The organism is Microbacterium sp. MPKO10, from assembly GCF_026107415.2.
Classification (GTDB): Bacteria; Actinomycetota; Actinomycetes; order Actinomycetales; family Microbacteriaceae; genus Paramicrobacterium.
In genome coordinates this window covers 1-21032 of the sequence record NZ_JAPCHX010000001.1, presented here as the reverse complement: position 1 = coordinate 21032, position 21032 = coordinate 1, and the positions used below count along the sequence as shown (strand labels likewise).

The window sequence follows — 21032 nt, the reverse complement described above, 5'->3', positions numbered from 1 at the left end:
GCGCACAGCGCCGGCCGCACACGGTTTGTCACCGACGACAATGAAGGAAATCCCTATGCAGCCACCTAGCATCCTGACAATGTCAGATATTGCGATCAGCTTCGGACCGGTGAAGGCACTCGACGGAGTCTCACTCGACGTCCGCCGCGGTGAAATCCACGGAATCTGCGGTGAGAACGGCGCGGGAAAATCGACGCTCATGAAGGTCTTGAGCGGCGTCAACCCGGTCGGAACGTACACCGGCAGCATCCAGTTCGACGGCCACTCCGTCGGATACCGGTCGATTAACGACAGCGAGCGCGACGGCATCGTCATCATCCATCAGGAACTCGCGCTGAGTCCCTACCTGTCGATCGCCGAGAACATTTTTCTCGGGAACGAGCAGCAGACCCGCGGAGTGATCGACTGGAACTCCACGAACGCCGAAGCGGCAAAGCTGCTCGAACGCGTTGGTCTGCGTGAGAACCCCTCGACGCCCGTTCTCGAACTCGGCGTCGGCAAGCAGCAGCTTGTGGAGATCGCGAAGGCGCTCTCGAAGAACGTGAAGCTGCTGATTCTCGACGAGCCGACCGCCGCGCTCAACGACGAGGATTCCGCACACCTGCTCGGGCTGATCGAACAGCTGCGTGAGCAGGGAATCACGAGCATCATCATCTCGCACAAGCTCAAAGAGATTAAGCGCATTGCCGACAGCGTCACAATCATCCGCGACGGCAAAACGATCGAGTCGTTCTCGATGTCTGAACCGGAGGCCACCGAGAACCGCATCATTCGCTCGATGGTCGGACGTGACCTCAACAACCTCTTTCCCCCGCGGGATCCCGACATTGGAGACGAAGTTCTCCGTGTTGAAAACTGGACCGTCTATCACCCGGTCGACACGTCGCGGAAGGTCGTCGACGGAGCGTCCTTTTCGGTGCGTGCCGGGGAGATCGTTGGGTTCGCTGGCCTCATGGGCGCGGGCAGAACCGAGCTGGCGATGAGCGTCTTCGGGCGCTCGTACGGCACACGAATCTCGGGTCGGGTCTACAAGAACGGCTCGGAGATCCAGGTGCGCACCGTGGGCGAGGCGATCCGCCACGGCATCGCGTATGCCACGGAGGACCGCAAACGTTACGGACTCAACCTGATCAAGGACATCGCAGAGAATGTGTCGTCAGCGGCGCTTCCCAAGCTCTCGCGCGGTGGCATCGTCGATCGCAATCGCGAGCACAAGGTCGCGGACTCGTATCGCGAGAAGATGAACATCAAGGCTCCGTCGGTCTCGGCGATCACGGGGAAGCTCTCCGGCGGAAACCAGCAGAAGGTCGTGCTCTCGAAGTGGATTTTCACGGGGCCTGACGTGCTCTTTCTCGACGAGCCCACGCGCGGCATCGACGTCGGCGCCAAGTACGAGATTTACGGAATCATCAACGAGCTGGCGGCGCAGGGCAAAGCCGTGGTCGTCATCTCGTCTGAGCTGCCCGAACTGCTCGGGCTCTCTGACCGCATCTACGCAATATCCGAAGGCCGGCTGACGGGCGAGGTCGCCCGGGCCGAGGCAACGCAGGAAGTGCTCATGGAGTACATGACAGCGGGAAAGGACTGACGTCGTGAGCACGTCAACATTGACAGCACCCACCACACCGGCACCAGGGAAGAAGCCGCGAAAGCGGCCGTCCATCTCGGTGAATCTGAGGCAGTACGGGATCCTGGCCGCGCTCGCGGTCATCATCCTGCTGTTCGAGATCATGACCGATGGGCGCCTCCTGCTTCCGGGAAACATCAACAACCTGATCCAGCAGAACGCCTATGTGTTGATTCTCGCCGTCGGCATGGTCATCGTCATCATCGGCGGTCATATTGATCTGTCAGTTGGCTCCGTTGTCGCCATGGTCGGTGCCATAGCAGCGATCGCCATACAACAATGGGGACTTCCCTGGTGGCTCGCCGCCATCGTCGCGATCGGCGTCGGAGCGCTCGTCGGGGCCTGGCAGGGATTCTGGGTCGCCTTCGTCGGCATCCCGGCGTTCATCGTCACCCTGGCAGGGATGCTCCTCTTCCGCGGACTCACCCTCGTGCTCCTCACAGGCGGAACGATCAGTGGCCTTCCCGAAGGTTTCGTCGCCATCGGAGCGGGCTGGTTCCCCGGCTGGCTGGGCGAGCTGGGTGGTCGTGACGCCCTCACCCTCGTCTTCGGGGCCGTCGCCGTCGTCCTGCTCATCCTTCAGCAGTCTCGCGCTCGCGCCGCCCAGCGTCGTCTCGACTTGGCCCGTGAACCGCTCGTCTCGTTCTGGATCAAGCTCGGCATCGCCTCTGTGGCGATTCTTGCTCTCGCCTGGCTGCTCAGCGACTACGCGGGAACACCGTACATCCTCATCATCCTCGCGGTGATCATCCTCGCCTACACGTTCCTCCTCCGGAACACGGTCTTCGGCCGCCACGTATACGCGATCGGAGGCAACCGATTCGCCGCGATGATGAGCGGTGTGAAGACACGGTGGATCGACTTTTTCATCCTCACGAACATGGGCCTGCTTGCGGGTCTCGCCGGTGTCGTGTCGACGGCTCGGGCCGGTGGAGCCGTGGCGTCGGCGGGCACCAACTATGAGCTGGACGCCATTGCCGCCGTGTTCATTGGAGGGGCTGCCGTGACCGGCGGGGTCGGAACCGTGGTTGGTGCGGTTATCGGTGCGCTCGTGATGGGTGTGCTCAATATGGGACTGTCTATTCTGTCGGTGGATGCCGCCTGGCAGATGGCCATCAAGGGTCTTGTGCTTCTTCTGGCCGTCGCGTTCGACATCTTCAATAAAAAACGCGGCAGCCGCAGCTAGTCTCGAAGGGACTTGAAAGCACACAGTGGATCAGAGGGGAGCGGGGCGATGACCCGTCGCGACGAAGGCGTGCGGGAACGCACCGCTCCCTCGTCTGGTTCACGAACCAGCAACGACCAGCTTCGACGCTTCAATCTGTCGATGCTGATGCAGATGCTGCACCGCAACGGCGGGTGCAGTCGCGCCGAGCTGACACGGCGCACGGGGTTGAACAGGTCGACGATCGCCGTGCTTGTCGCCGAACTTGTCGAGGCGGGCCTCGCATATGAGGGGGAGCCCGAGACCGTGGTCGGTCAAATCGGGCGGCCCAGCCTGCGAGTGCACCCGGAGCCGCGCCTCGCCGCGCTCACCGTGAACCCCGAGCGTGGCAGCGTCGCGATCGGGCTGATCGGACTCGGTGGAGAGATCATCCGCAGCGTCCGATTCGACAGTGCGCGCGTGCCGAGCCCGGCGGAAGCCGTCCGTGCCGCTCACTCGATCGTCGAGGGAATGCGCGGTGAGATCGAGCAGTCTTACGACCTCGTCGGTGTGGGCGTCGCCGTTCCCGGACTGGTGAGCGCCGCGACGGGGCGCATCGTGAATGCACCGCAGCTGCGGTGGAGAGACGTCGATCTGGCCACCCCGATGGCGCAGGCGTTCCAGCTGCCGATCTTCATCGCGAACGACGCCTCGGTCGGTGCGATCGCCGAGAATCTCTTCGGCGCGGCGAAGGACGCCAAAGATCTCGTCTTCGTTGACGGCGGCGCCTCGGGCATCGGCGGTGGAGTCATCATCGATGGCCAGCCGCTGCGCGGAACCTCCGGTTTTGCCGGCGAGCTCGGCCACATCATGGTCAACAGCAACGGTCGCCGATGCCACTGCGGTCGCATCGGATGCCTTGAGACCGAGGTCAACCTGCAGGGAATCCTGGGCATCCTCGGCCTGACGCGCGCCGATGAGCACGAGCTCGACATCGAGCTCGGGGTCACACGCGACCACGCCGTGCTCGAGGAGGTTCGTCGACAGCTGGGCTTCTTGTCGATCGCGCTCACCAACCTCGTCAACATCTTTGACCCGGAGGTCGTTGTTCTCGGCGGCTACCTGGGCGCCCTGCTGACGGTGTCAGATGAGCGCCTCGGCGGTGAGCTCAAACTGCGCTCGATGTCGGGGCACTCCCGCTCGGTCGTTCTGGCGCGTGCGCGCCTGAGATCGCGGCGAGTGATGATCGGCGCTGCAGAGCTCGCGTTTGCGCCACTTCTCGCTGATCCGCTCGCCTTCCGCCGCGCCTGAGTGGTCGCCCTCGCCCACCGGGCGGCGTCACTCCGGCCTCGTGCCACTCAGATCTGGCACCACTCAGATCTACGCTGTCGGCCATCACGGCGCATGCCCTCATCCGGTGAGCGGGGTATCGTCGATCGCCCTGTGTCACGTCGCGTTGAGCGCCGCTTTGCGCCGGGTCTCCGGGGTGATCACGCGTTTGGTCCAGACGATCTCGAACGCGGGGTCGAACCGCCGTGAGCACTCGCCGCATGACACGCGGCGCGTGGGGGCGCGGTAGCGATACAGCCGGTGTCCGCGCGGGCAGGCGCCGACCCACGGTGCCAGCTCGTCGGCGATCTCACCGCGGTGCAGCCGTTGCCCCTCGTAGCCGATGTCGCGGGCGATGCTCACCCAGCCAGGGCCGTGGCCGGCCTTCGGCCCCGCAAGCGCGTGTGCCACCTCATGCAGGAGTACCTGATGGATCTCGTCATCGTCATAGCGCGACGCGAGGTATCGCGACACCGAGATGCGTCGCGTCGTGTAATTGCACAGCCCCGCTCGCTTCTTCGCGTTGTCGAACGCGAATGTCCACGACGCATCGAGGTGGAGGGAGATGAGCGCGTGCGCCCACACCCTGACACGGGCGAGATCTGCCATGCCTTAACGGTAAGACACCCCACCGACGTTTGGTGAGCAGTCGACCGGTGGGTTATGCGGGAAGACGTGATTCTGTGGCGGTGATGGCGACAAGCGACGACTCGATTTGCGCCTCAGACGCGCCCGCGGCCCGGCGAATCTGCACGGCTGCCCTGAAGTCCTCGAGGGCGAGCGCGTACTCCCCCTGATCAAAGTAGACCTTGCCTCGGTGCTGCAGGGCGAAGGCCTCGTACAACTGCCATTCGTGCGTGTGTGCTTCTTCGATCAGCGAGTTCAGTTCGTGCAGTGCCGGCTCGAACTCGGTGCGGAATTGCAGAACCTGTGCACGCAGCATCCGGGGTCTCATGAGGTCGCGGCGGTTGCCCGTGAACCGCGCAAGTCTGACGGCGGCATTTGCGGTGTCGAGGGCCTCGTCAAGCTGGCCGGCCACCTTGAGTAGCCACGCCTTTTCGCACAGTGCCTCAAGGCTGCGCATCTCCCCGAGCTTGTCAAGGCGCTCGCCGACGGCTTTAAGATCCACCTCTTCGCGCAGTGTGGTGGTGTCGTAGCCCAGTATGATTCCCAGAGCGCTCTCCTTCGTCTCGTGACGCCGACCTCGTGATCGAGGCTAACCCTCGCGCGCCCTGATCAGGTGGATGTCGATCAGCCTGTCGTCATCAGCGCGAGGATTTCCGCGTCCGTCTGTGTTGTTCGTGAGCAGCCAGAGAGAACCGGATGCCGTCGCCACGACGTCCCTGATGCGCCCGAACTCGTCGGTGAAGAACGCGGATGCTGTCGGGTCGCCGCGTGTGTCGACCACCCAGAGCCGTTCACCGCCGAGTCCCGCCATGAAGAGGGTGTCGCCGACCGCAGCAAGGCCGCTCGGGCTGGCCTCGTCTGTCGACCACTGGAGGACGGGGTCGATGAAGCGGTCATCGCCGGCGTGGCCCTCGACGACGGGCCAGCCATAGTTCCCGCCCGGTTCGATGCGGTTCAGCTCATCCCACGTGTTCTGGCCGAACTCACTTGCCCACAGCGTGCCGTCGTCCGTCCACGCGAGGCCCTGGGGGTTCCGGTGCCCCATCGAGTAGACGAGAGAGTCGTCGAACGGGTTGTCGTCTGGCACCGTGCCCTCGGGCGTCATGCGCAGGATCTTCCCCGCGAGTGAATTGACGACCTGGGCGATGTCGCCTCCCGTGGCGTCACCGGTCGTGGCATACAGCATCCTGTCTGGGCCGAAGGCGAGCCGCCCACCGTTGTGGACCGCCGCCTTCGGGATGTCCGTGAGCACGGCTTCGCCGTCCCCGAGGCGCGGGGCGTCCGGGAGCCCCGTCACGGGGAAGCGAATGATGCGGTTGTCGGTCTCCGTAGTCACGTACGCGTAGAGCCACGTGCCGCCCGCATCGCGCACGTCGTCCGCAGTGTCTCTGATCGCCGCACTCTCTGTGCTGCCCCTCTGCTCTGCGGTGTCGCCGAGGCCGGCAATGCCAGCCGTGCTCTCTGAGGGTGCCGTGTAGCCGTCGTCTGCGCTCTCGGTGCTGCCCGCGTCCGTGCCCATTGTGCTGGCTGTCTCGTCGAGCAGTGCGAGCCCGAGCAGACCGCCCTCGCCGGCAGGTGCGGCGGCAGGAACGGTGCCGATCACCGTGGTGTCGTCGCCATCGACGTACACGATTTCCGCCTCGTCGCGCAGTGACACTAGCGCTCCGTGCTCGAGCGGCACGATCGACCACGGAGCATCGAGACCCGTGGTGAGCACCTCGTATTCCCCGTTCGGAATCACGCCGGCTTCCGTGGGGGTCGGCACCGCGGTGTTCTCGGTCACGCACCCGGTGAGGACCAGAGCGGATGCCGCTGTCGCGACGCCGAGCGACAGCATCCGTCTGGCATATGCGTGAAGAGGCATGATCACATGTCGAAGACGTTTCGGGACGGCGCGGGGGAGGGAATCGCCTCGGCGTCGGTCACGGCGCGGGCACCGGCGATGAAGTCGCGCAGTTCGCGGCCGGCCACCAGCTTGGCGGGGTACGGTCCGCCGGCCAGCAGCCGCGGCACCATGTCGAGAGGCAGAAGGGCCCGCGACGCGATAAGCACGACGTTGCCGAACCGACGTCCCTTGAGAATCTGAGTATCGGCAAACGCCGCCACCTCGCCGAACACGGCGCTCAATGTTGCTGCCTGGCTGCGTGCAAACGCGAGACCTGGGCCGTCGGCGACGTTCACGGCGAGGATGCCGTCATCGCTCAGCAACGACTTCGCCATCGCATAGAATTCGGTGCTCGTCACGTGAGCCGGTGTCTGCGATCCGCTGAAAATGTCGCTGATCACCAAGTCGACGGTGCCGTGCAACCCCGCGGGTAGCTTGCCGAGAACCTCGCGAGCATCTCCGTAGCGCACGCGGATCTGTGCACGTTTTGGCCAGGGCAGCTGCTCGCGAACGAAATCGACGAGGTCGCGCTGCAGCTCGATCACCTGCTGCCGAGACCCAGGTCGTGTCGCATCGACGTAGCGGGGGAGCGTGAGCGCGCCGGCGCCGAGGTGCACGGCGGTGATCGGTGAGCCGGGCGGGCGGACGAGGTCGACGACGTGCCCGATGCGGCGCACATATTCGAAGAACAGCTCGCGCGGATCGCGCATATTGACGTGCGACTGCGGCGTGCCGTCGACGATGAGCTGAAAGGCGCCGTCCACGAAGGAATCCGGCTCGATGGATGCTGTCAGGCCACTGCCCGACAACACGATGGAAGAACTCTCGCTCACACTCGTGAGTCTACGGCGCACTCTGCCTCGTGGGTCTGCGGTGTGCTTTGTCCCGTGGGTCTACGGTGCACTCCGTCCCGTGCGTCTGCGGGGTGCTCTATCCCGAGGGCCGCCGTGCCGATGCCTCGGCATTTCCTGTCACTTACGGAAAATATGTCCTTCCGCGGAAGCACAAATTTTCCGCACAGGACAGAAAATGCGCAGCGAGTTCCTGCCGCGAGGCTCCCCATGCACCATCCGCGACACCGCGCCCCGCGGTAGCCTGGAACCGTGCGCATCGATCTCAACTGCGACCTCGGTGAGACCGTCGACGGGCAGCCGACGGCAGACGATGCCGCCATGTTCGCGCACATCTCGAGTGCCAACGTCGCGTGCGGCTTTCACGCGGGTGATGCCGACAGCATGCGCCGCTCGTGCGAACTCGCGGTTCGGCACAACGTCGTGGTCGGCGCCCATGTCTCGTATCGCGACCGTGAGAATTTCGGCCGCGTCGACAGTGAGATCGACCGGGCGACGCTGGTCAGCCATGTCGTCGAGCAGATCGAAACGTTGAACACGATCGCGGATGCTGCCGGCACAGCCGTCCGCTATGTGAAGCCGCACGGCGCCCTCTACAACCGCATCGCGCGCGACCCGGAGCGTGCCGACGCTGTCGCCGAGGCCGTCGCCAGAAGCTGTGCGCTTCCGATCATGGGGCTGCCCGACTCGCGCATCGCTGACGCAGCATCCGCCCATGGTCTGCGGTTCATCAGGGAGGCATTCGTCGACCGCGGGTACCGCGCGGACGGCACGCTCGTGCCGCGCAACGACCCGGGAGCGCTGCTGGCTCCGGATGCTGTCGCAGAACGCGCCGTCGCCATCGTGGCCGAGCACGAGGTCATCGCGGCGACGGGAGAGCGCGTACGTCTCGACGTCGACTCGTTGTGCGTGCACGGCGATACGCCGGGCGCCGTGCAGATGGCGGCCGATGTCCGTGCGGCACTCGAGCGTGACGGCATTGCGATCGAGGCGGTGAGCCTGTGAGAGCAACGACGTCCCGCAGCGCCTACAGTGCGCGCAGCGCCCACAGTGCCCGCAGAACCTACAGTGCCCGCAGAACCTACAGTGCCCGCAGAACCTACAGTGCCCGCAGCATTCATGCGGCTGGTCTCGCATCAGGGGCATCGGAGCGACGGCCCCGTCGGCGTCGGGAACTCCGTCTGCTCGGTGTCGCGATGGGGGTTGTGTCGCGATGAGCAGAGTACGACGTCGCAGCATCTACGCGGCGGACCGCGCAACACCGGCGGTGGTGTCATGAGTACGGCGCAGCGTCGCAGCATCCGGCCTGTCGGCGACCGTGCGCTGCTGGTGGACTGCTCGTCGCTCGACGAGGTGATGGCGCTGCATCGCGGACTCGCCCGGCGCCCGGATGCCGTTGTCGACGTCGTGCCTGCCGCGCGCACGATCCTGGTCACCGTTGCGCGCCCGAGCGGTGTGGCCGCGGTGCGCCGCTGGCTGGAGGATGCTGTTCCCGTGCCGCCTTCCGCCACCGAGGACGGCCCGCCGGTGCCGATCGATGTGCAGTATGACGGTGCCGACCTCGCGGAGGTTGCCCGGCACACGGGTCTCAGCGAGCGCGACGTGATCGCGTGCCACACCGGGTCGACGTGGCGCGTCGCATTTGGCGGCTTCGCCCCGGGGTTCGCCTATCTGGTCACCGATCATGAGCGGCTCGCCGTTCCGCGGCGCGAGACTCCGCGCACGGCCGTTCCCCTCGGCTCTGTCGGCCTCGCCGGGGCGTTCTCCGGCGTCTATCCGCGGTCGTCGCCCGGAGGCTGGCAGCTGATCGGCCGCACAGATGCCGACCTGTGGAACGTCGAGCGCGAGCATCCGGCCCTGCTCGAACCGGGTGCGCGCGTTGTCTTTCGGGAGGCACGATGACCCTCACTGTTCTGGAGGCCGGTCCGTTCACGACGGTGCAGGACCTCGGCCGCCCGGGCTTCGCGCACATTGGGGTGCCGCATTCGGGCGCCCTCGACCGCGGTGCGCTGACGCTTGCGAACCGGCTCCTCGGCAACGACGAGGGGGCGGCGGCGCTCGAGATCACGGTCGGCGGCTTCGAGGCGCGCACGGATGCCGACGTGTGGGTCGCCGTCACGGGGGCGTGGTGTCCGATCACGGTGAACGGCGAACCGGCCGACCCCAACGAAGCTGTGCGCGTGCGCGCGGGGCAGGCACTGAGGGTGGCCGCCGCCGAGCACGGCCTGCGCGCCTACCTCGCCGTTCGCGGCGGCGTCGATGCAGATGTCGTGCTCGGGTCTCGTTCGCACGATGTGCTCTCCGGTCTCGGCCCGGAGCCGTTGGCTGCCGGAGACGAGGTGCGTGTCGGCAGCATCCCGCCGGCGCCGATTCCAGCGCTGGAGATCGCACCGTGGAGTCCACCAACAGATGGACGCGTCGAGGTGGCGGTCACGCGAGGCCCGCGCGACGACTGGTTTCCGGATGCTGCGCTCGAGGCGTTCTTCGACACCACGTGGCTGGTGGGTGCAGCGTCCAACCGGGTCGGCGCGCGGCTGACGGGCGACCCGCTCATGCGCGACGCCGGCGATGAGCTGCCGAGCGAGGGCATGGTGGCTGGCAGCATCCAGGTTCCGCCGTCCGGGCAGCCCACTGTGCTGTTGGCCGATCATCCGGTGACGGGCGGCTACCCGGTGCTCGCCGTGGTCGCGAGCGAAGATCTTGATGTTTTCGCTCAGGTGCGCCCGGGGCAGGCTGTCGAGTTCCGTCATGCGTAAGGCGCCGTGTTGTTCCGTCACGTCCGTGTTCTCTGGCAGAGGTCGGCCCTCGGCGCATCCGCGACCACATTGCCGCGGGCGAGAGTGGTGTCGCGCGTGATCCCGCGGGTTGAGCATCAGATGGTGAGTCGCGTTGTATTCATGTGCGGGCCCGCCGGGTCAGGCAAGACCGCGGTGGCGATGCGTCTTGTCGAGACCGACTCCTTCACGCGTCTGTCGATCGACGACGAGGCGTGGAAGCGTGGTTTCCGCTCTCATCCGATTTCGGTTCAGGATGCTGATGAGATCGACGCACTTCTGCGAGAGCGGCTCGCCGAACTTCTCATCGCGAACCACGACGTGGTCCTTGACTTCTCGTTCTCGACGCGGGCGGTTCGCGATGCCTACCGCGCGTTCGTCGCGCCCTATGGCATCGTCCCCGAGACCGTCTATGTGGACACGCCGCGAGACGTCGCACTGCGGCGTGTCAGCGAGCGACGCGGTTCGGGCCCTAACGATGTCATGCTGAGCGCCGATACCGCAGCCCGTTTCTTCGACGGATTCGAGGTCCCGACGCCGGAGGAGGGGCCGTTGACTGTCGTCCCGGGCGCGTGATGACGCCGAAGAAATCCGGATGCTGCCGGGCGAGCGCCCTGTTTATACCTGAGAGATTGCCGATCGTCAAGAACCACAGTGGACACGGCGCGTCAAACGGCATACACTTGATCTTTGCGCTCCCTCGACGTTCTACCATGCCTTCATATTGCGGTCGGCCCAGTGCATCGTGTTTCGCATGACGCACGACTTCACATGGCGTGAGGCGAGTACTCCATTACTAACAGTAACTTGGCCCGACGGGGCCCACGGAGGTTATATCCCTTGGCTGCTGCGCGCAACGCAACCACCACCACATCCAAGAATGGCCGCAACGCATCCCGGCCTTCATTCGCCAAGATCAGTGACACGCTGACCGTCCCAGACCTTCTGGCTCTGCAGACGGAAAGCTTCGACTGGCTCGTCGGCAACGAGAACTGGAAGGACCGCGTCGCGAACGCGGCGGAGTCTGACCGCAAGGATCTGCCGAACGATTCGGGCCTGGAGGAGATCTTCGAAGAGATCTCTCCGATCGAGGACCTCGGCGAGACCATGCAGCTCTCGTTCGCCAACCCGTACCTCGAGCCTGAGAAGTACTCCATCGAAGAGTGCACTGAGCGTGGCAAGACGTACGCGGCTCCGCTGTACGTCGAGGCTGAGTTCATGAATCACCTCACGGGTGAGATCAAGACCCAGACGGTGTTCATGGGCGACTTCCCGCTCATGACCGAGAAGGGCACGTTCATCATCAACGGCACCGAGCGTGTCGTTGTGTCCCAGCTCGTCCGCAGCCCCGGCGTGTACTTCGAGCGCACGCCAGAGAAGACCAGCGACAAGGACGTCTTCTCGGCGCGCATCATCCCGAGCCGCGGTGCGTGGCTCGAGTTCGAGATCGATAAGCGCGACCAGGTCGGCGTTCGCGTCGACCGCAAGCGCAAGCAGTCGGTGACGACGTTCCTCAAGGCGCTCGGCATGACGAGCGAAGAGATCCTCGAGGAGTTCGCCGGCTACGAGTCGATCGCGTCGACACTTGAGAAGGACCCGATCCTCACTAAGGAGGACGCCCTTCGCGACATCTACCGCAAGCTCCGCCCGGGCGAGCAGGTTGCCGCCGAAGCCGCTCGTGCGCTTCTCGACAACTTCTACTTCAACCCGAAGCGCTACGACCTCGCCAAGGTCGGCCGTTACAAGATCAACAAGAAGCTCGGTCTTGAAGCCCCGCTCAGCTCGTCGGTGCTCACCGTCGAAGACGTTGTGGCCACCATCAAGTACCTCGTCCGCCTGCACGCAGGTGAGACGTCCTACGTGGGCCGTCGCAACGGCAAGGATGCTGACATCCGCCTCGACGTCGATGACATCGACAACTTCGGCAACCGCCGCATTCGGGCCGTCGGCGAGCTCATCCAGAACCAGGTTCGCACCGGTCTCTCGCGCATGGAGCGCGTCGTCCGCGAGCGCATGACGACGCAGGACATCGAGGCCATCACGCCGCAGACCCTGATCAACGTGCGCCCCGTCGTCGCCGCGATCAAGGAGTTCTTCGGAACGAGCCAGCTGTCGCAGTTCATGGACCAGAACAACCCGCTTGCGGGTCTCACGCACAAGCGTCGCCTCTCGGCGCTCGGGCCCGGCGGGCTCTCGCGTGAGCGCGCTGGCGTTGAAGTTCGCGACGTCCACCCCTCGCACTACGGCCGCATGTGCCCGATCGAGACCCCTGAAGGCCCGAACATCGGTCTGATCGGCTCGCTCGCCACGTTCGCGCGCATCAACGCGTTCGGCTTCATTGAGACGCCGTACCGCCAGATCGTCGACGGCAAGGTCACCGACAAGGTCGACTACCTGACGGCGATGGAAGAAGAGGACTACATCGTCGCTCAGGCCAACGCGGTGCTGAACGACGACAGCACCTTCCGTGACGACCGCGTCCTTGCGCGCAAGGAGAACGGCGACGTCGACCTCGTTCCTGTTGACGAGATCGCATACATGGATGTGTCGCCGCGCCAGATGGTCTCGGTCGGAACCTCGCTCATCCCGTTCCTTGAGCACGACGACGCGAACCGTGCCCTCATGGGTGCGAACATGCAGCGTCAGGCTGTGCCGCTGCTGCGCAGCGAGTCGCCGTACGTCGGAACCGGTATGGAGGGCTACGCGGCCATCGACGCCGGTGAGGTCATCACCGCAACGTCGGCCGGTGTCGTCTCACAGGTCTCGGCAGACACGGTCACGCTCCAGCTCGACGAGGGCGGAACGAAGACCTACTACCTCGACAAGTTCATTCGCTCGAACCAGGGCAACAGCTACAACCACCGCGTCATCGTCAACGAGGGTGACCGCGTGGAGGCCGGCGAGATCATTGCCGACGGCCCCTCGACCGAGAACGGCGAGCTGGCACTCGGAAAGAACCTGCTCGTGGCATTCATGCCGTGGGAGGGCCTCAACTTCGAGGACGCCATCATCCTTAGCCAGAACGTGGTGAAGGACGACACACTCAGCTCGATTCACATCGAGGAGTACGAGGTCGACGCCCGCGACACCAAGCTCGGCAAGGAAGAGATCACTCGCGATCTGCCGAACGTCAGCCCGGACCTCCTCAAGGACCTCGACGAGCGCGGCATCATCCGAATCGGCGCCGAGGTGCACCCCGGCGACATCCTCGTCGGGAAGGTCACGCCGAAGGGCGAGACCGAGCTGAGTGCCGAGGAGCGCCTGCTTCGCGCGATCTTCAACGAGAAGAGCCGCGAGGTGCGCGACACCAGCCTCAAGGTGCCCCACGGTGAGAACGGGACGGTCATCGCCGTCAAGGAGTTCGACGCGGAAGAGGGCGATGACGAGCTCGGCTCGGGCGTCAACCGTCGCGTTGTCGTCTACATTGCCCAGAAGCGCAAGATCACCGAGGGTGACAAGCTCGCTGGCCGTCACGGCAACAAGGGCGTCATCTCGAAGATCCTGCCGGTCGAAGACATGCCGTTCCTGTCCGACGGAACTCCGGTCGACATCATCCTGAACCCGCTCGGCATCCCCGGCCGCATGAACTTCGGTCAGGTTCTCGAGACCCACCTCGGCTGGATCGCCAACCAGGGCTGGAAGGTCGAAGGAAACCCCGAGTGGGCGAAGGGACTCCCGGAGGTCACCCGTGAGGGCGAGCCGGGGACGAAGGTCGCTACGCCTGTGTTCGACGGTGCGGAAGAGCACGAGATCGCTGGTCTGCTCGACGCGACCCTGCCGAACCGCGACGGTGAGCGCATGATCGACTCGACCGGAAAGACCCGTCTCTTTGACGGTCGTTCGGGCGAGCCCTTCCCGGAGCCGATCTCCGTCGGGTTTATGTACATTCTGAAGCTGCACCACCTCGTCGACGACAAGATCCACGCACGTTCGACCGGACCGTACTCGATGATCACCCAGCAGCCGCTCGGTGGTAAGGCGCAGTTCGGTGGACAGCGCTTCGGTGAGATGGAGGTCTGGGCGCTCGAGGCATACGGTGCCGCGTACGCGCTGCAGGAGCTCCTGACGATCAAGTCGGATGACATCCTCGGACGCGTCAAGGTTTACGAGTCGATCGTCAAGGGTGAGAACATCCAGGAGCCCGGCATCCCCGAGAGCTTCAAGGTCCTCATGAAGGAAATGCAGTCGCTGTGCTTGAACGTCGAGGTCCTCTCGGCCGACGGCACCGCGGTGAGCCTGCGCGACACCGACGACGACGCGTTCCGCGCCGCCGAGGAGCTCGGGATCAACATTTCCTCCAGGTTCGAGTCCTCGTCGATCGACGAGATCTAAGCGCCTGGCCACTGTAGAAACTTCAGAGAATTTCAGGAGAGAAATTGCTCGACGCAACAACATTTGACGAGCTTCGCATTGGCCTGGCGACCGGCGACGACATCCGTCGTTGGTCATTTGGCGAGGTCAAGAAGCCTGAGACCATCAACTACCGCACACTGAAGCCCGAGAAAGACGGCCTGTTCGGTGAGCAGATCTTCGGCCCGAGCCGTGACTGGGAGTGCTCGTGCGGTAAGTACAAGCGGGTGCGCTTCAAGGGCATCGTGTGTGAGCGCTGTGGAGTCGAGGTCACCAAGTCCTCTGTCCGCCGTGAGCGCATGGGCCACATTGAGCTTGCCGCTCCGGTCACCCACATCTGGTACTTCAAGGGTGTTCCCTCGCGCCTCGGCTACCTGCTTGACATGGCGCCGAAGGACCTCGAGAAGGTCATCTACTTCGCCGCCTACATGGTGATCAGCGTCGACGAGGAAGCTCGCCACGCTGACATGCCGGGGCTTGAGAACGAGCTCCGTCTCGAACTCAAGACGCTCTCCGACCAGCGTGACTCGCAGATCGCCGACCGGCTGAAGAAGCTCGAGGACGACCTTGCTGCGCTGGAGGAAGAGGGCGCGAAGGCCGACCAGAAGCGTCGCACGAAGGATGCTGCCGAGAAGGAGATGACGCAGCTCCGCAAGTCGTACGACGAGCAGATCGGTCAGCTCGAGCGTGTGTGGGAAGACTTCCGCAACCTCAAGGTTGGCGAGCTCAAGCCCGAGGACGCTGTCTTCCAGGAGCTGCAGGACCGTTACGGCCTGTACTTCGAGGCCTACATGGGCGCCGAGGGTGTTCAGAAGCGTCTGGCGAGCTTCGACCTGCAGGCCGAGGCCGAGTCGCTTCACCTGCAGATCGCCGAGGGCAAGGGTCAGAAGAAGATCCGCGCCATCAAGCGCCTCAAGGTTGTCAACGCCTTCCTGCAGACGAGCATCTCGCCTGCCGCGATGGTTCTTGACGTCGTCCCGGTGATCCCGCCGGAGCTCCGCCCCATGGTGCAGCTCGACGGAGGGCGCTTCGCAACGAGCGACCTCAACGACCTCTACCGTCGTGTGATCAACCGCAACAACCGTCTTCGTCGTCTGCTTGACCTCGGTGCTCCCGAGATCATCGTCAACAACGAGAAGCGGATGCTGCAGGAGGCCGTCGACGCGCTCTTCGACAACGGTCGTCGCGGCCGTCCCGTCACGGGAACTGGCAACCGCGCGCTCAAGTCGCTGAGTGACATGCTCAAGGGCAAGCAGGGGCGTTTCCGTCAGAACCTCCTGGGGAAGCGCGTCGACTACTCTGGCCGTTCGGTCATCGTCGTCGGCCCGCAGCTCAAGCTGCACCAGTGTGGTCTGCCGAAGCAGATGGCGCTCGAGCTGTTCAAGCCGTTCGTCATCAAGCGCCTGATCGACTTGAGCCACGCTCAGAACATCAAGGCAGCGAAGCGCATGGTCGAGCGTGCACGTCCCGAGGTCTGGGACGTTCTCGAGGAGATCATCCGCGAGCGTCCCGTGCTGCTGAACCGTGCTCCGACTCTGCACCGTCTGGGCATCCAGGCGTTCGAGCCGCAGCTCGTTGAGGGCAAGGCCATTCAGCTGCACCCCCTCGTGTGTGCCGCGTTCAACGCCGACTTCGACGGTGACCAGATGGCCGTGCACCTTCCGCTGTCGGTCGAGGCTCAGGCTGAGGCTCGCGTGCTCATGCTCGCGTCCAACAACATCCTGAAGCCATCGGACGGCCGCCCGGTGACCCTGCCCAGCCAGGACATGATCATCGGTCTGCACCACCTCACAACCCTCACCGAGGGTGCTGTGGGGGAGGGCCGCGCGTTCTCGAGCATCGCCGAGGCGATCCTCGCGCACGACCAGCACACGCTGCACCTCAACGCGAAGATCCGCATTCGCCTCCACGGTCTGCACTTCCGTGCCGGTGAGGAGCCTGAGGGCTTCGTGCAGGACGAGCCGTTCATCTACGAGACGACGCTCGGCCGCGCGATCTTCAACGAGGCGCTGCCGGCCGACTACCCGTTCGTGAACGAGGTGGCCGACAAGGGCAAGCTCTCGTCGATCGTCAACGACCTCGCCGAGCGCTACTCGAAGACCGACACGGCGACCACCCTTGACAACATCAAGGACGCTGGCTTCCACTGGGCGACTCGCTCGGGCGTGACCGTCGCACTCAGCGACATCCTCACACCGCCGAGCAAGAAGGACATCGTCGCCAAGCACGAGAAGCTCGCGGCGAAGGTTCAGAGCCAGTTCGACAAGGGCCTCACGACAGACGCTGAGCGTCGTCAGGAGCTCATCAAGATCTGGACGGAAGCGACCGACGAGGTGGCGCAGGCCATGCGCGACGGGTTCCCCGCGGACAACACCATCAACCGCATGGTGTCGTCTGGTGCCCGTGGTAACTGGCTGCAGATCCGCAACATTGCGGGTATGCGCGGACTGGTGAACGACCCGAAGGGTGGCATCATCCCGCGTCCGATCATCTCGAGCTACCGCGAGGGACTGTCGGTGGCCGAGTACTTCATCGCGACGCACGGTGCCCGCAAGGGTCTTGCCGACACCGCACTGCGTACCGCCGACTCCGGATACCTGACGCGTCGACTCGTCGACGTTTCGCAGGACGTCATCATTCGCGAGAAGGACTGTGGAACGTCGAAGGGCCTCGAGCTCCCGATCGCCTCGTTCGACTCGCAGGGCACGCTCGTACGCGACCCGAACGTCGAGAACTCGGTGTTCGCTCGCTCACTGGCGTCCGACGTCGTTGATGCTGAAGGCACGGTCGTGGCTTCGGCAGGAGACGATGTGGGTGACGTTCTCATCGACCGTCTCGTCGAGGCCGGCATTGAGACCATCAAGGTCCGCTCCGTCCTGACCTGTGAGTCGAGCATCGGCGTCTGCGCTGCGTGCTACGGCCGCTCGCTGGCGACCGGCAAGCTCGTCGACATCGGTGAGGCCATCGGAACGATCGCCGCTCAGTCGATCGGTGAGCCGGGAACCCAGCTCACCATGCGTACGTTCCACACGGGTGGTTCGGCATCGGCTGACGACATCACTCAGGGTCTGCCGCGTGTTCAGGAGCTCTTCGAGGCTCGTACCCCGAAGGGCGCGACGCCGATCGCGGAAGCTGCCGGCCGTGTCACTGTCGAAGAGACAGAGAAGAGCCGAAAGGTCATCCTGACCCCGGACAACGGCGACGAGCCCGTCGTCTACCCGGTGCTGAAGCGTGCGACGCTCCTCGTCGAGGACGGCGACCACGTCGAGCTCGGACAGCCGCTGCACATCGGTGCGACCGACCCCAAGGAGGTTCTGCGCGTGCAGGGCGTCCGCGAGGTCCAGAAGCACCTCGTCGGCGGAGTGCAGGGTGTGTACCGGTCGCAGGGTGTCCCGATCCACGACAAGCACATCGAGGTCATCGTCCGTCAGATGCTCCGCAAGGTCACCGTCGTCGACCACGGCGACACCGACCTGCTGCCGGGTGAGCTCGTCGACCGCTCGCGGTACAACGAGTTCAACCGCGCGGCTCTGGCCGAGGGCAAGCGCACGGCGTCCGCCCGTCAGGAAGTCATGGGTATCACCAAGGCGTCCCTCGCCACCGAGTCGTGGCTGTCTGCCGCGTCCTTCCAGGAGACCACTCGCGTACTCACGCAGGCGGCTATGGAAGGCAAGCGTGACCCGCTGATCGGTCTCAAGGAGAACGTCATCATCGGTAAGCTCATCCCGGCTGGGACGGGCCTCGCCAAGTACCGCAACGTCTCGGTCGAGGCGACGGAAGAGGCGAAGGCTGAGCGTTACCCGAACCGCATCTTCGCGGATGACGGAACGTTCAGCGAGTCCGACCTGTCCTTCGTCGACTTCGACAGCTTCTCGAGCGACGACTTCAACCCGGGCACGTACAGCTAACAGCCCACACCAAAGCGGAGGGTCCCTGTGGGGCCCTCCGCTTTGCTGATGGTGCAGGGCATCGCCCCGCGAACGCGGGGGCTGACGGTCCGTCTGCGGGTTATAGGATCGGTGTGGACGAGGAGACAAGTCATGACTGACCAAGGTGGTGGACGCACAACGGCACGTCGGTGGTTCATCGTGGCCACTATCGTGATCGCCGTCCTCGTCGTGGCCAGCGGAGCACTCGTCTCCTCTCTGGTGTCTGCTAACTCAGGCACTGAGGCGCCGGTTGCGCAGTCCTCAACTCCCGAACCGGACAGGCCGCTTCCTCAGAATCAGCCCCAGCCCGCACCGGCTGGTCCCAATCCGACGTCGTGCGACGAGATCTACTCTGCCGAGATGTATGACTACCTCACAGGCACGGGGATGCCGCTGAACGACCCGTCCGTCGCCGACAACGTAGGCAGCAAAGACGAGGAACTGGCTGCTGTGATCGCCGGAACGAATCATCTGAATTGCAGCTGGGGCTACGCTGGCGATTACGGACTCACGACGAGCATCACGAGAATCGATGCCGGTACGCAGGACTCGGTTCGCGCGAGGATGGATGCTCAGGGGTATGACTGCCACGACGAACTCGGCGGGACCCGATGCATCATCTCGTTCGCCGATGGTGGAGGGCACGTCGGAGAATCCCACTTCTTCCGCGAGGGGCTGTGGGTCGCCACGTCGTGGGTGAACTTCGCTCCCAACGGCTACACGCCAGACATCGTTGAGACAATCTGGCCCGGGTCGGAGGATGCTGCCTGAGCATCGGCTCTTGATAGCACCGACACGCCCAGGCAGCTGCTTCGGTCCGCCTGGCTCGCAGTAGAGTGACCGCAATTGGACGTGACCGCCGAGGAGGCTGCCATGAGCGACCCCAACTCGAATCCGAGTGATCCGACGCGTGAGCAGGGACAGGATTCCCCGGCTCCGAACCCGGAGGCACCGGCCGACGCGTCTCGCTCCGATTCCGCTGACGCGCCGAACGCACCCGAAACTGCCAGGACACCAGAGGATGCTCCGGGGTCGTCGGAGCCTGCACCGGATCCGGCGGAATCCCAGCATCCACCGATTCCCGATCGGTCAGACAACGCTCCGGAACCACCTGCATCGACCGGTAGCTCTCATGACGGCGCGGAGCCGCCGACGACTCCTGTCCATAGCCGATCCGGGGGAGACCCGGATCGCGGGGAGCCCGCCCGCAGGAATCCGTACGCGACGTCACTGACGGGCGGACCGAAATCGACGCCGGACGAACCGCCGGCCGCAGCCCATGAACGGTCGACGAATACGGACGACGCGGTCGAGACCGACGTGTACCCGCAGGCTCCCGCCGCGCGCCCCGCACCGTCACCGGGGTCGGACCACGCGGTGACCGACGCATACACGGACAACGCGCCAACAGAGCATCTGCTCACGGGGCCCGAGCCGACACGCAGCTCCCCCGCACCGACGCAGGCAGCGCCGGTGAACGATCCGCTGGCAGGACCACCGCTCGTCGAACTCCCGACCGCGCCCAAGCGCCGGGGCAATCGCTGGGCCGGAATCGGTATCGGAATAATTCAGGCAGTACTCTTTGCCGCCGCGATGTTCGGGGTACTGACACTGCTCGACGTTCTCGCAGGAGAACAGATTGACCTCCTCGGGACGCTCCTGTCACCGGCACTGCTGATCACCGTGGGCATGTTCTTCATTGGGCTCATCGTCGTGGCTCTGCTTGTCAACCGTGCCGGGTGGTGGTCGTGGATTCTCGGTGGACTGTTGGTTGCCGTGTTCGCGTATGTCGGGTGGATCGGTGGACTCTTGGTGCAGGACGCCATGAGCGTTCCCTCGAATCGTGTTCTCGAATTCATCTGGGACAACCTGCTGACCTGGCCCGCCATCGCCGCATTCCTCCTGGGTCGTGAGATCCCCATCTGGTTCGGTGCGTGGACGGCCGCACGGGGGCGCAAGGTTGCAGCCCGTAACCGCGAAGAGCGCGATGAATATGAGCGTCAGCGCGACGAAAGCGAAGCCGTGTATCGGTGACCGTTCGGCGTCGTCGCGGACGGCGAAACTGTCCGGTTTAAGGCGACACGCCCGGGATGCTGGTGGGATTTGGCTCGAGCCCGGAGACTGCGTAAAGTATTCATCTGTCGCCACAAAGGTGCTGAAGAGCCGAAGAGCTCACAGGCCTCAATCGGCGAAACTCTCCCAAGATTCTATTCGAGTCTTGTCGAGCCGTGAATCACGGCTTAGGATGGAGAATCCACCCGAACCGCAAAGGCTGCGTGAGTCGGAAGCACAGTGAATCTGTACAGATCTCACCGGGCTTTGACGGCGTCAGGCTCCGTTCGGGTGTGGTAAAGTAATGAGGTTGCTCTGAGGCAGATTCCGCAAGGAATCACTTCAGATGCGTCTGGTCCTTGAGAACTCAATAGCGTGCACATGTCAAATGCCAATTTTTGAACCTCGGCCTGGGCTTTTTGTCTGGGTTGGGATTCCTTTGATTGATTGATAGCGAATGTCAG

Annotated in this window: 16 protein-coding genes; 11 read left to right on the top strand and 5 right to left on the bottom strand. The window is 64.4% G+C overall.

The genetic code is table 11. The features are described 5' to 3' along the window. Window positions 1-55 precede the first annotated feature (55 nt). The 3 genes from mmsA to OK352_RS00070 are packed head-to-tail and all read left to right on the top strand — an operon-like array spanning window position 56 to window position 4082. On the top strand, window positions 56-1588 hold the full coding sequence (gene mmsA, locus OK352_RS00080; protein ID WP_265139359.1) for a multiple monosaccharide ABC transporter ATP-binding protein: 1533 nt from the start codon (window positions 56-58) through the stop codon (window positions 1586-1588). 4 nt (window positions 1589-1592) lie between these two features. Further along, on the top strand, window positions 1593-2813 hold the full coding sequence (gene mmsB, locus OK352_RS00075; RefSeq protein ID WP_265139358.1) for a multiple monosaccharide ABC transporter permease: 1221 nt from the start codon (window positions 1593-1595) through the stop codon (window positions 2811-2813). Window positions 2814-2861: 48 nt separating this feature from the next. Beyond that, entirely contained in the window at window positions 2862-4082 is a 1221-nt protein-coding gene (locus OK352_RS00070) for an ROK family transcriptional regulator (RefSeq protein ID WP_265139357.1), read from the top strand. A gap of 135 nt (window positions 4083-4217) precedes the next feature. Here the strand turns inward: OK352_RS00070 and OK352_RS00065 are convergent, their stop codons facing one another. From OK352_RS00065 to OK352_RS00050, 4 genes are all read right to left on the bottom strand, one after another. Beyond that, entirely contained in the window at window positions 4218-4709 is a 492-nt protein-coding gene (locus OK352_RS00065) for a SprT-like domain-containing protein (RefSeq protein WP_265139356.1), read from the bottom strand. Between the two features lie 52 nt (window positions 4710-4761). Next, on the bottom strand, window positions 4762-5229 hold the full coding sequence (locus OK352_RS00060) for a tetratricopeptide repeat protein (protein ID WP_265139355.1): 468 nt from the start codon (window positions 5227-5229) through the stop codon (window positions 4762-4764). Between the two features lie 87 nt (window positions 5230-5316). Further along, window positions 5317-6591: a PQQ-dependent sugar dehydrogenase gene (locus tag OK352_RS00055; protein ID WP_265139354.1), complete on the bottom strand. Its 1275-nt coding sequence runs from the start codon at window positions 6589-6591 to the stop codon at window positions 5317-5319. Between the two features lie 2 nt (window positions 6592-6593). Then, a complete protein-coding gene (locus tag OK352_RS00050; protein WP_265139353.1) occupies window positions 6594-7445 on the bottom strand; it encodes a spermidine synthase in 852 nt (283 codons plus the stop codon). Window positions 7446-7721: 276 nt separating this feature from the next. Here OK352_RS00050 and OK352_RS00045 point away from each other — a divergent pair, with 276 nt between their 5' ends. The 8 genes from OK352_RS00045 (at window position 7722) to OK352_RS00010 (ending at window position 20550) form a co-directional block, all read left to right on the top strand. Beyond that, entirely contained in the window at window positions 7722-8468 is a 747-nt protein-coding gene (locus OK352_RS00045; protein ID WP_265140224.1) for a 5-oxoprolinase subunit PxpA, read from the top strand. A gap of 270 nt (window positions 8469-8738) precedes the next feature. Beyond that, entirely contained in the window at window positions 8739-9365 is a 627-nt protein-coding gene (locus OK352_RS00040) for a 5-oxoprolinase subunit B family protein (protein ID WP_265139352.1), read from the top strand. Further along, complete coding sequence (locus tag OK352_RS00035; protein WP_265139351.1) at window positions 9362-10219, top strand: 5-oxoprolinase subunit C family protein; 858 nt, start codon at window positions 9362-9364, stop codon at window positions 10217-10219. The genes OK352_RS00040 and OK352_RS00035 overlap by 4 nt, the downstream gene beginning before the upstream one ends. Window positions 10220-10339: 120 nt before the next feature. After that, window positions 10340-10813, top strand: coding sequence for a P-loop nucleotide/nucleoside kinase family protein (locus OK352_RS00030; protein WP_265139350.1), 474 nt, complete (start codon window positions 10340-10342; stop codon window positions 10811-10813). A 264-nt stretch (window positions 10814-11077) separates the two neighbouring features. Then, window positions 11078-14569 (top strand): DNA-directed RNA polymerase subunit beta, encoded by a 3492-nt coding sequence (gene rpoB / locus OK352_RS00025; protein ID WP_265139349.1) that lies wholly within the window; start codon window positions 11078-11080, stop codon window positions 14567-14569. A 44-nt stretch (window positions 14570-14613) separates the two neighbouring features. Continuing rightward, window positions 14614-18495 carry a DNA-directed RNA polymerase subunit beta' gene (locus OK352_RS00020; RefSeq protein ID WP_265139348.1) on the top strand — a complete coding sequence of 1294 codons (3882 nt, stop codon included), beginning with the start codon at window positions 14614-14616 and terminating at the stop codon, window positions 18493-18495. Between the two features lie 132 nt (window positions 18496-18627). Beyond that, complete coding sequence (locus OK352_RS00015; RefSeq protein ID WP_265139347.1) at window positions 18628-19287, top strand: hypothetical protein; 660 nt, start codon at window positions 18628-18630, stop codon at window positions 19285-19287. Between the two features lie 102 nt (window positions 19288-19389). After that, entirely contained in the window at window positions 19390-20550 is a 1161-nt protein-coding gene (locus OK352_RS00010) for a hypothetical protein (RefSeq protein ID WP_265139346.1), read from the top strand. Window positions 20551-20825: 275 nt separating this feature from the next. Here OK352_RS00010 and OK352_RS00005 read toward each other — a convergent pair. Beyond that, on the bottom strand, window positions 20826-21032 hold a 207-nt coding region (locus OK352_RS00005; RefSeq protein WP_265139345.1), incomplete at its 5' end, for a hypothetical protein.

Bases quoted from the DNA above. Each gene is read 5' to 3' on its own strand.
- OK352_RS00030 (WP_265139350.1), top strand. From the start codon at position 10,340: ATGGTGAGTCGCGTTGTATTCATGTGCGGGCCCGCCGGGTCAGGCAAG.
- OK352_RS00040 (WP_265139352.1), top strand. From the start codon at position 8,739: ATGAGTACGGCGCAGCGTCGCAGCATCCGGCCTGTCGGCGACCGTGCG.
- mmsA (WP_265139359.1), top strand. From the start codon at position 56: ATGCAGCCACCTAGCATCCTGACAATGTCAGATATTGCGATCAGCTTC.
- OK352_RS00055 (WP_265139354.1), bottom strand. From the start codon at position 6,591: ATGCCTCTTCACGCATATGCCAGACGGATGCTGTCGCTCGGCGTCGCG.
- OK352_RS00065 (WP_265139356.1), bottom strand. From the start codon at position 4,709: ATGGCAGATCTCGCCCGTGTCAGGGTGTGGGCGCACGCGCTCATCTCC.
- OK352_RS00035 (WP_265139351.1), top strand. From the start codon at position 9,362: ATGACCCTCACTGTTCTGGAGGCCGGTCCGTTCACGACGGTGCAGGAC.
- OK352_RS00070 (WP_265139357.1), top strand. From the start codon at position 2,862: ATGACCCGTCGCGACGAAGGCGTGCGGGAACGCACCGCTCCCTCGTCT.
- OK352_RS00010 (WP_265139346.1), top strand. From the start codon at position 19,390: ATGAGCGACCCCAACTCGAATCCGAGTGATCCGACGCGTGAGCAGGGA.
- OK352_RS00015 (WP_265139347.1), top strand. From the start codon at position 18,628: ATGACTGACCAAGGTGGTGGACGCACAACGGCACGTCGGTGGTTCATC.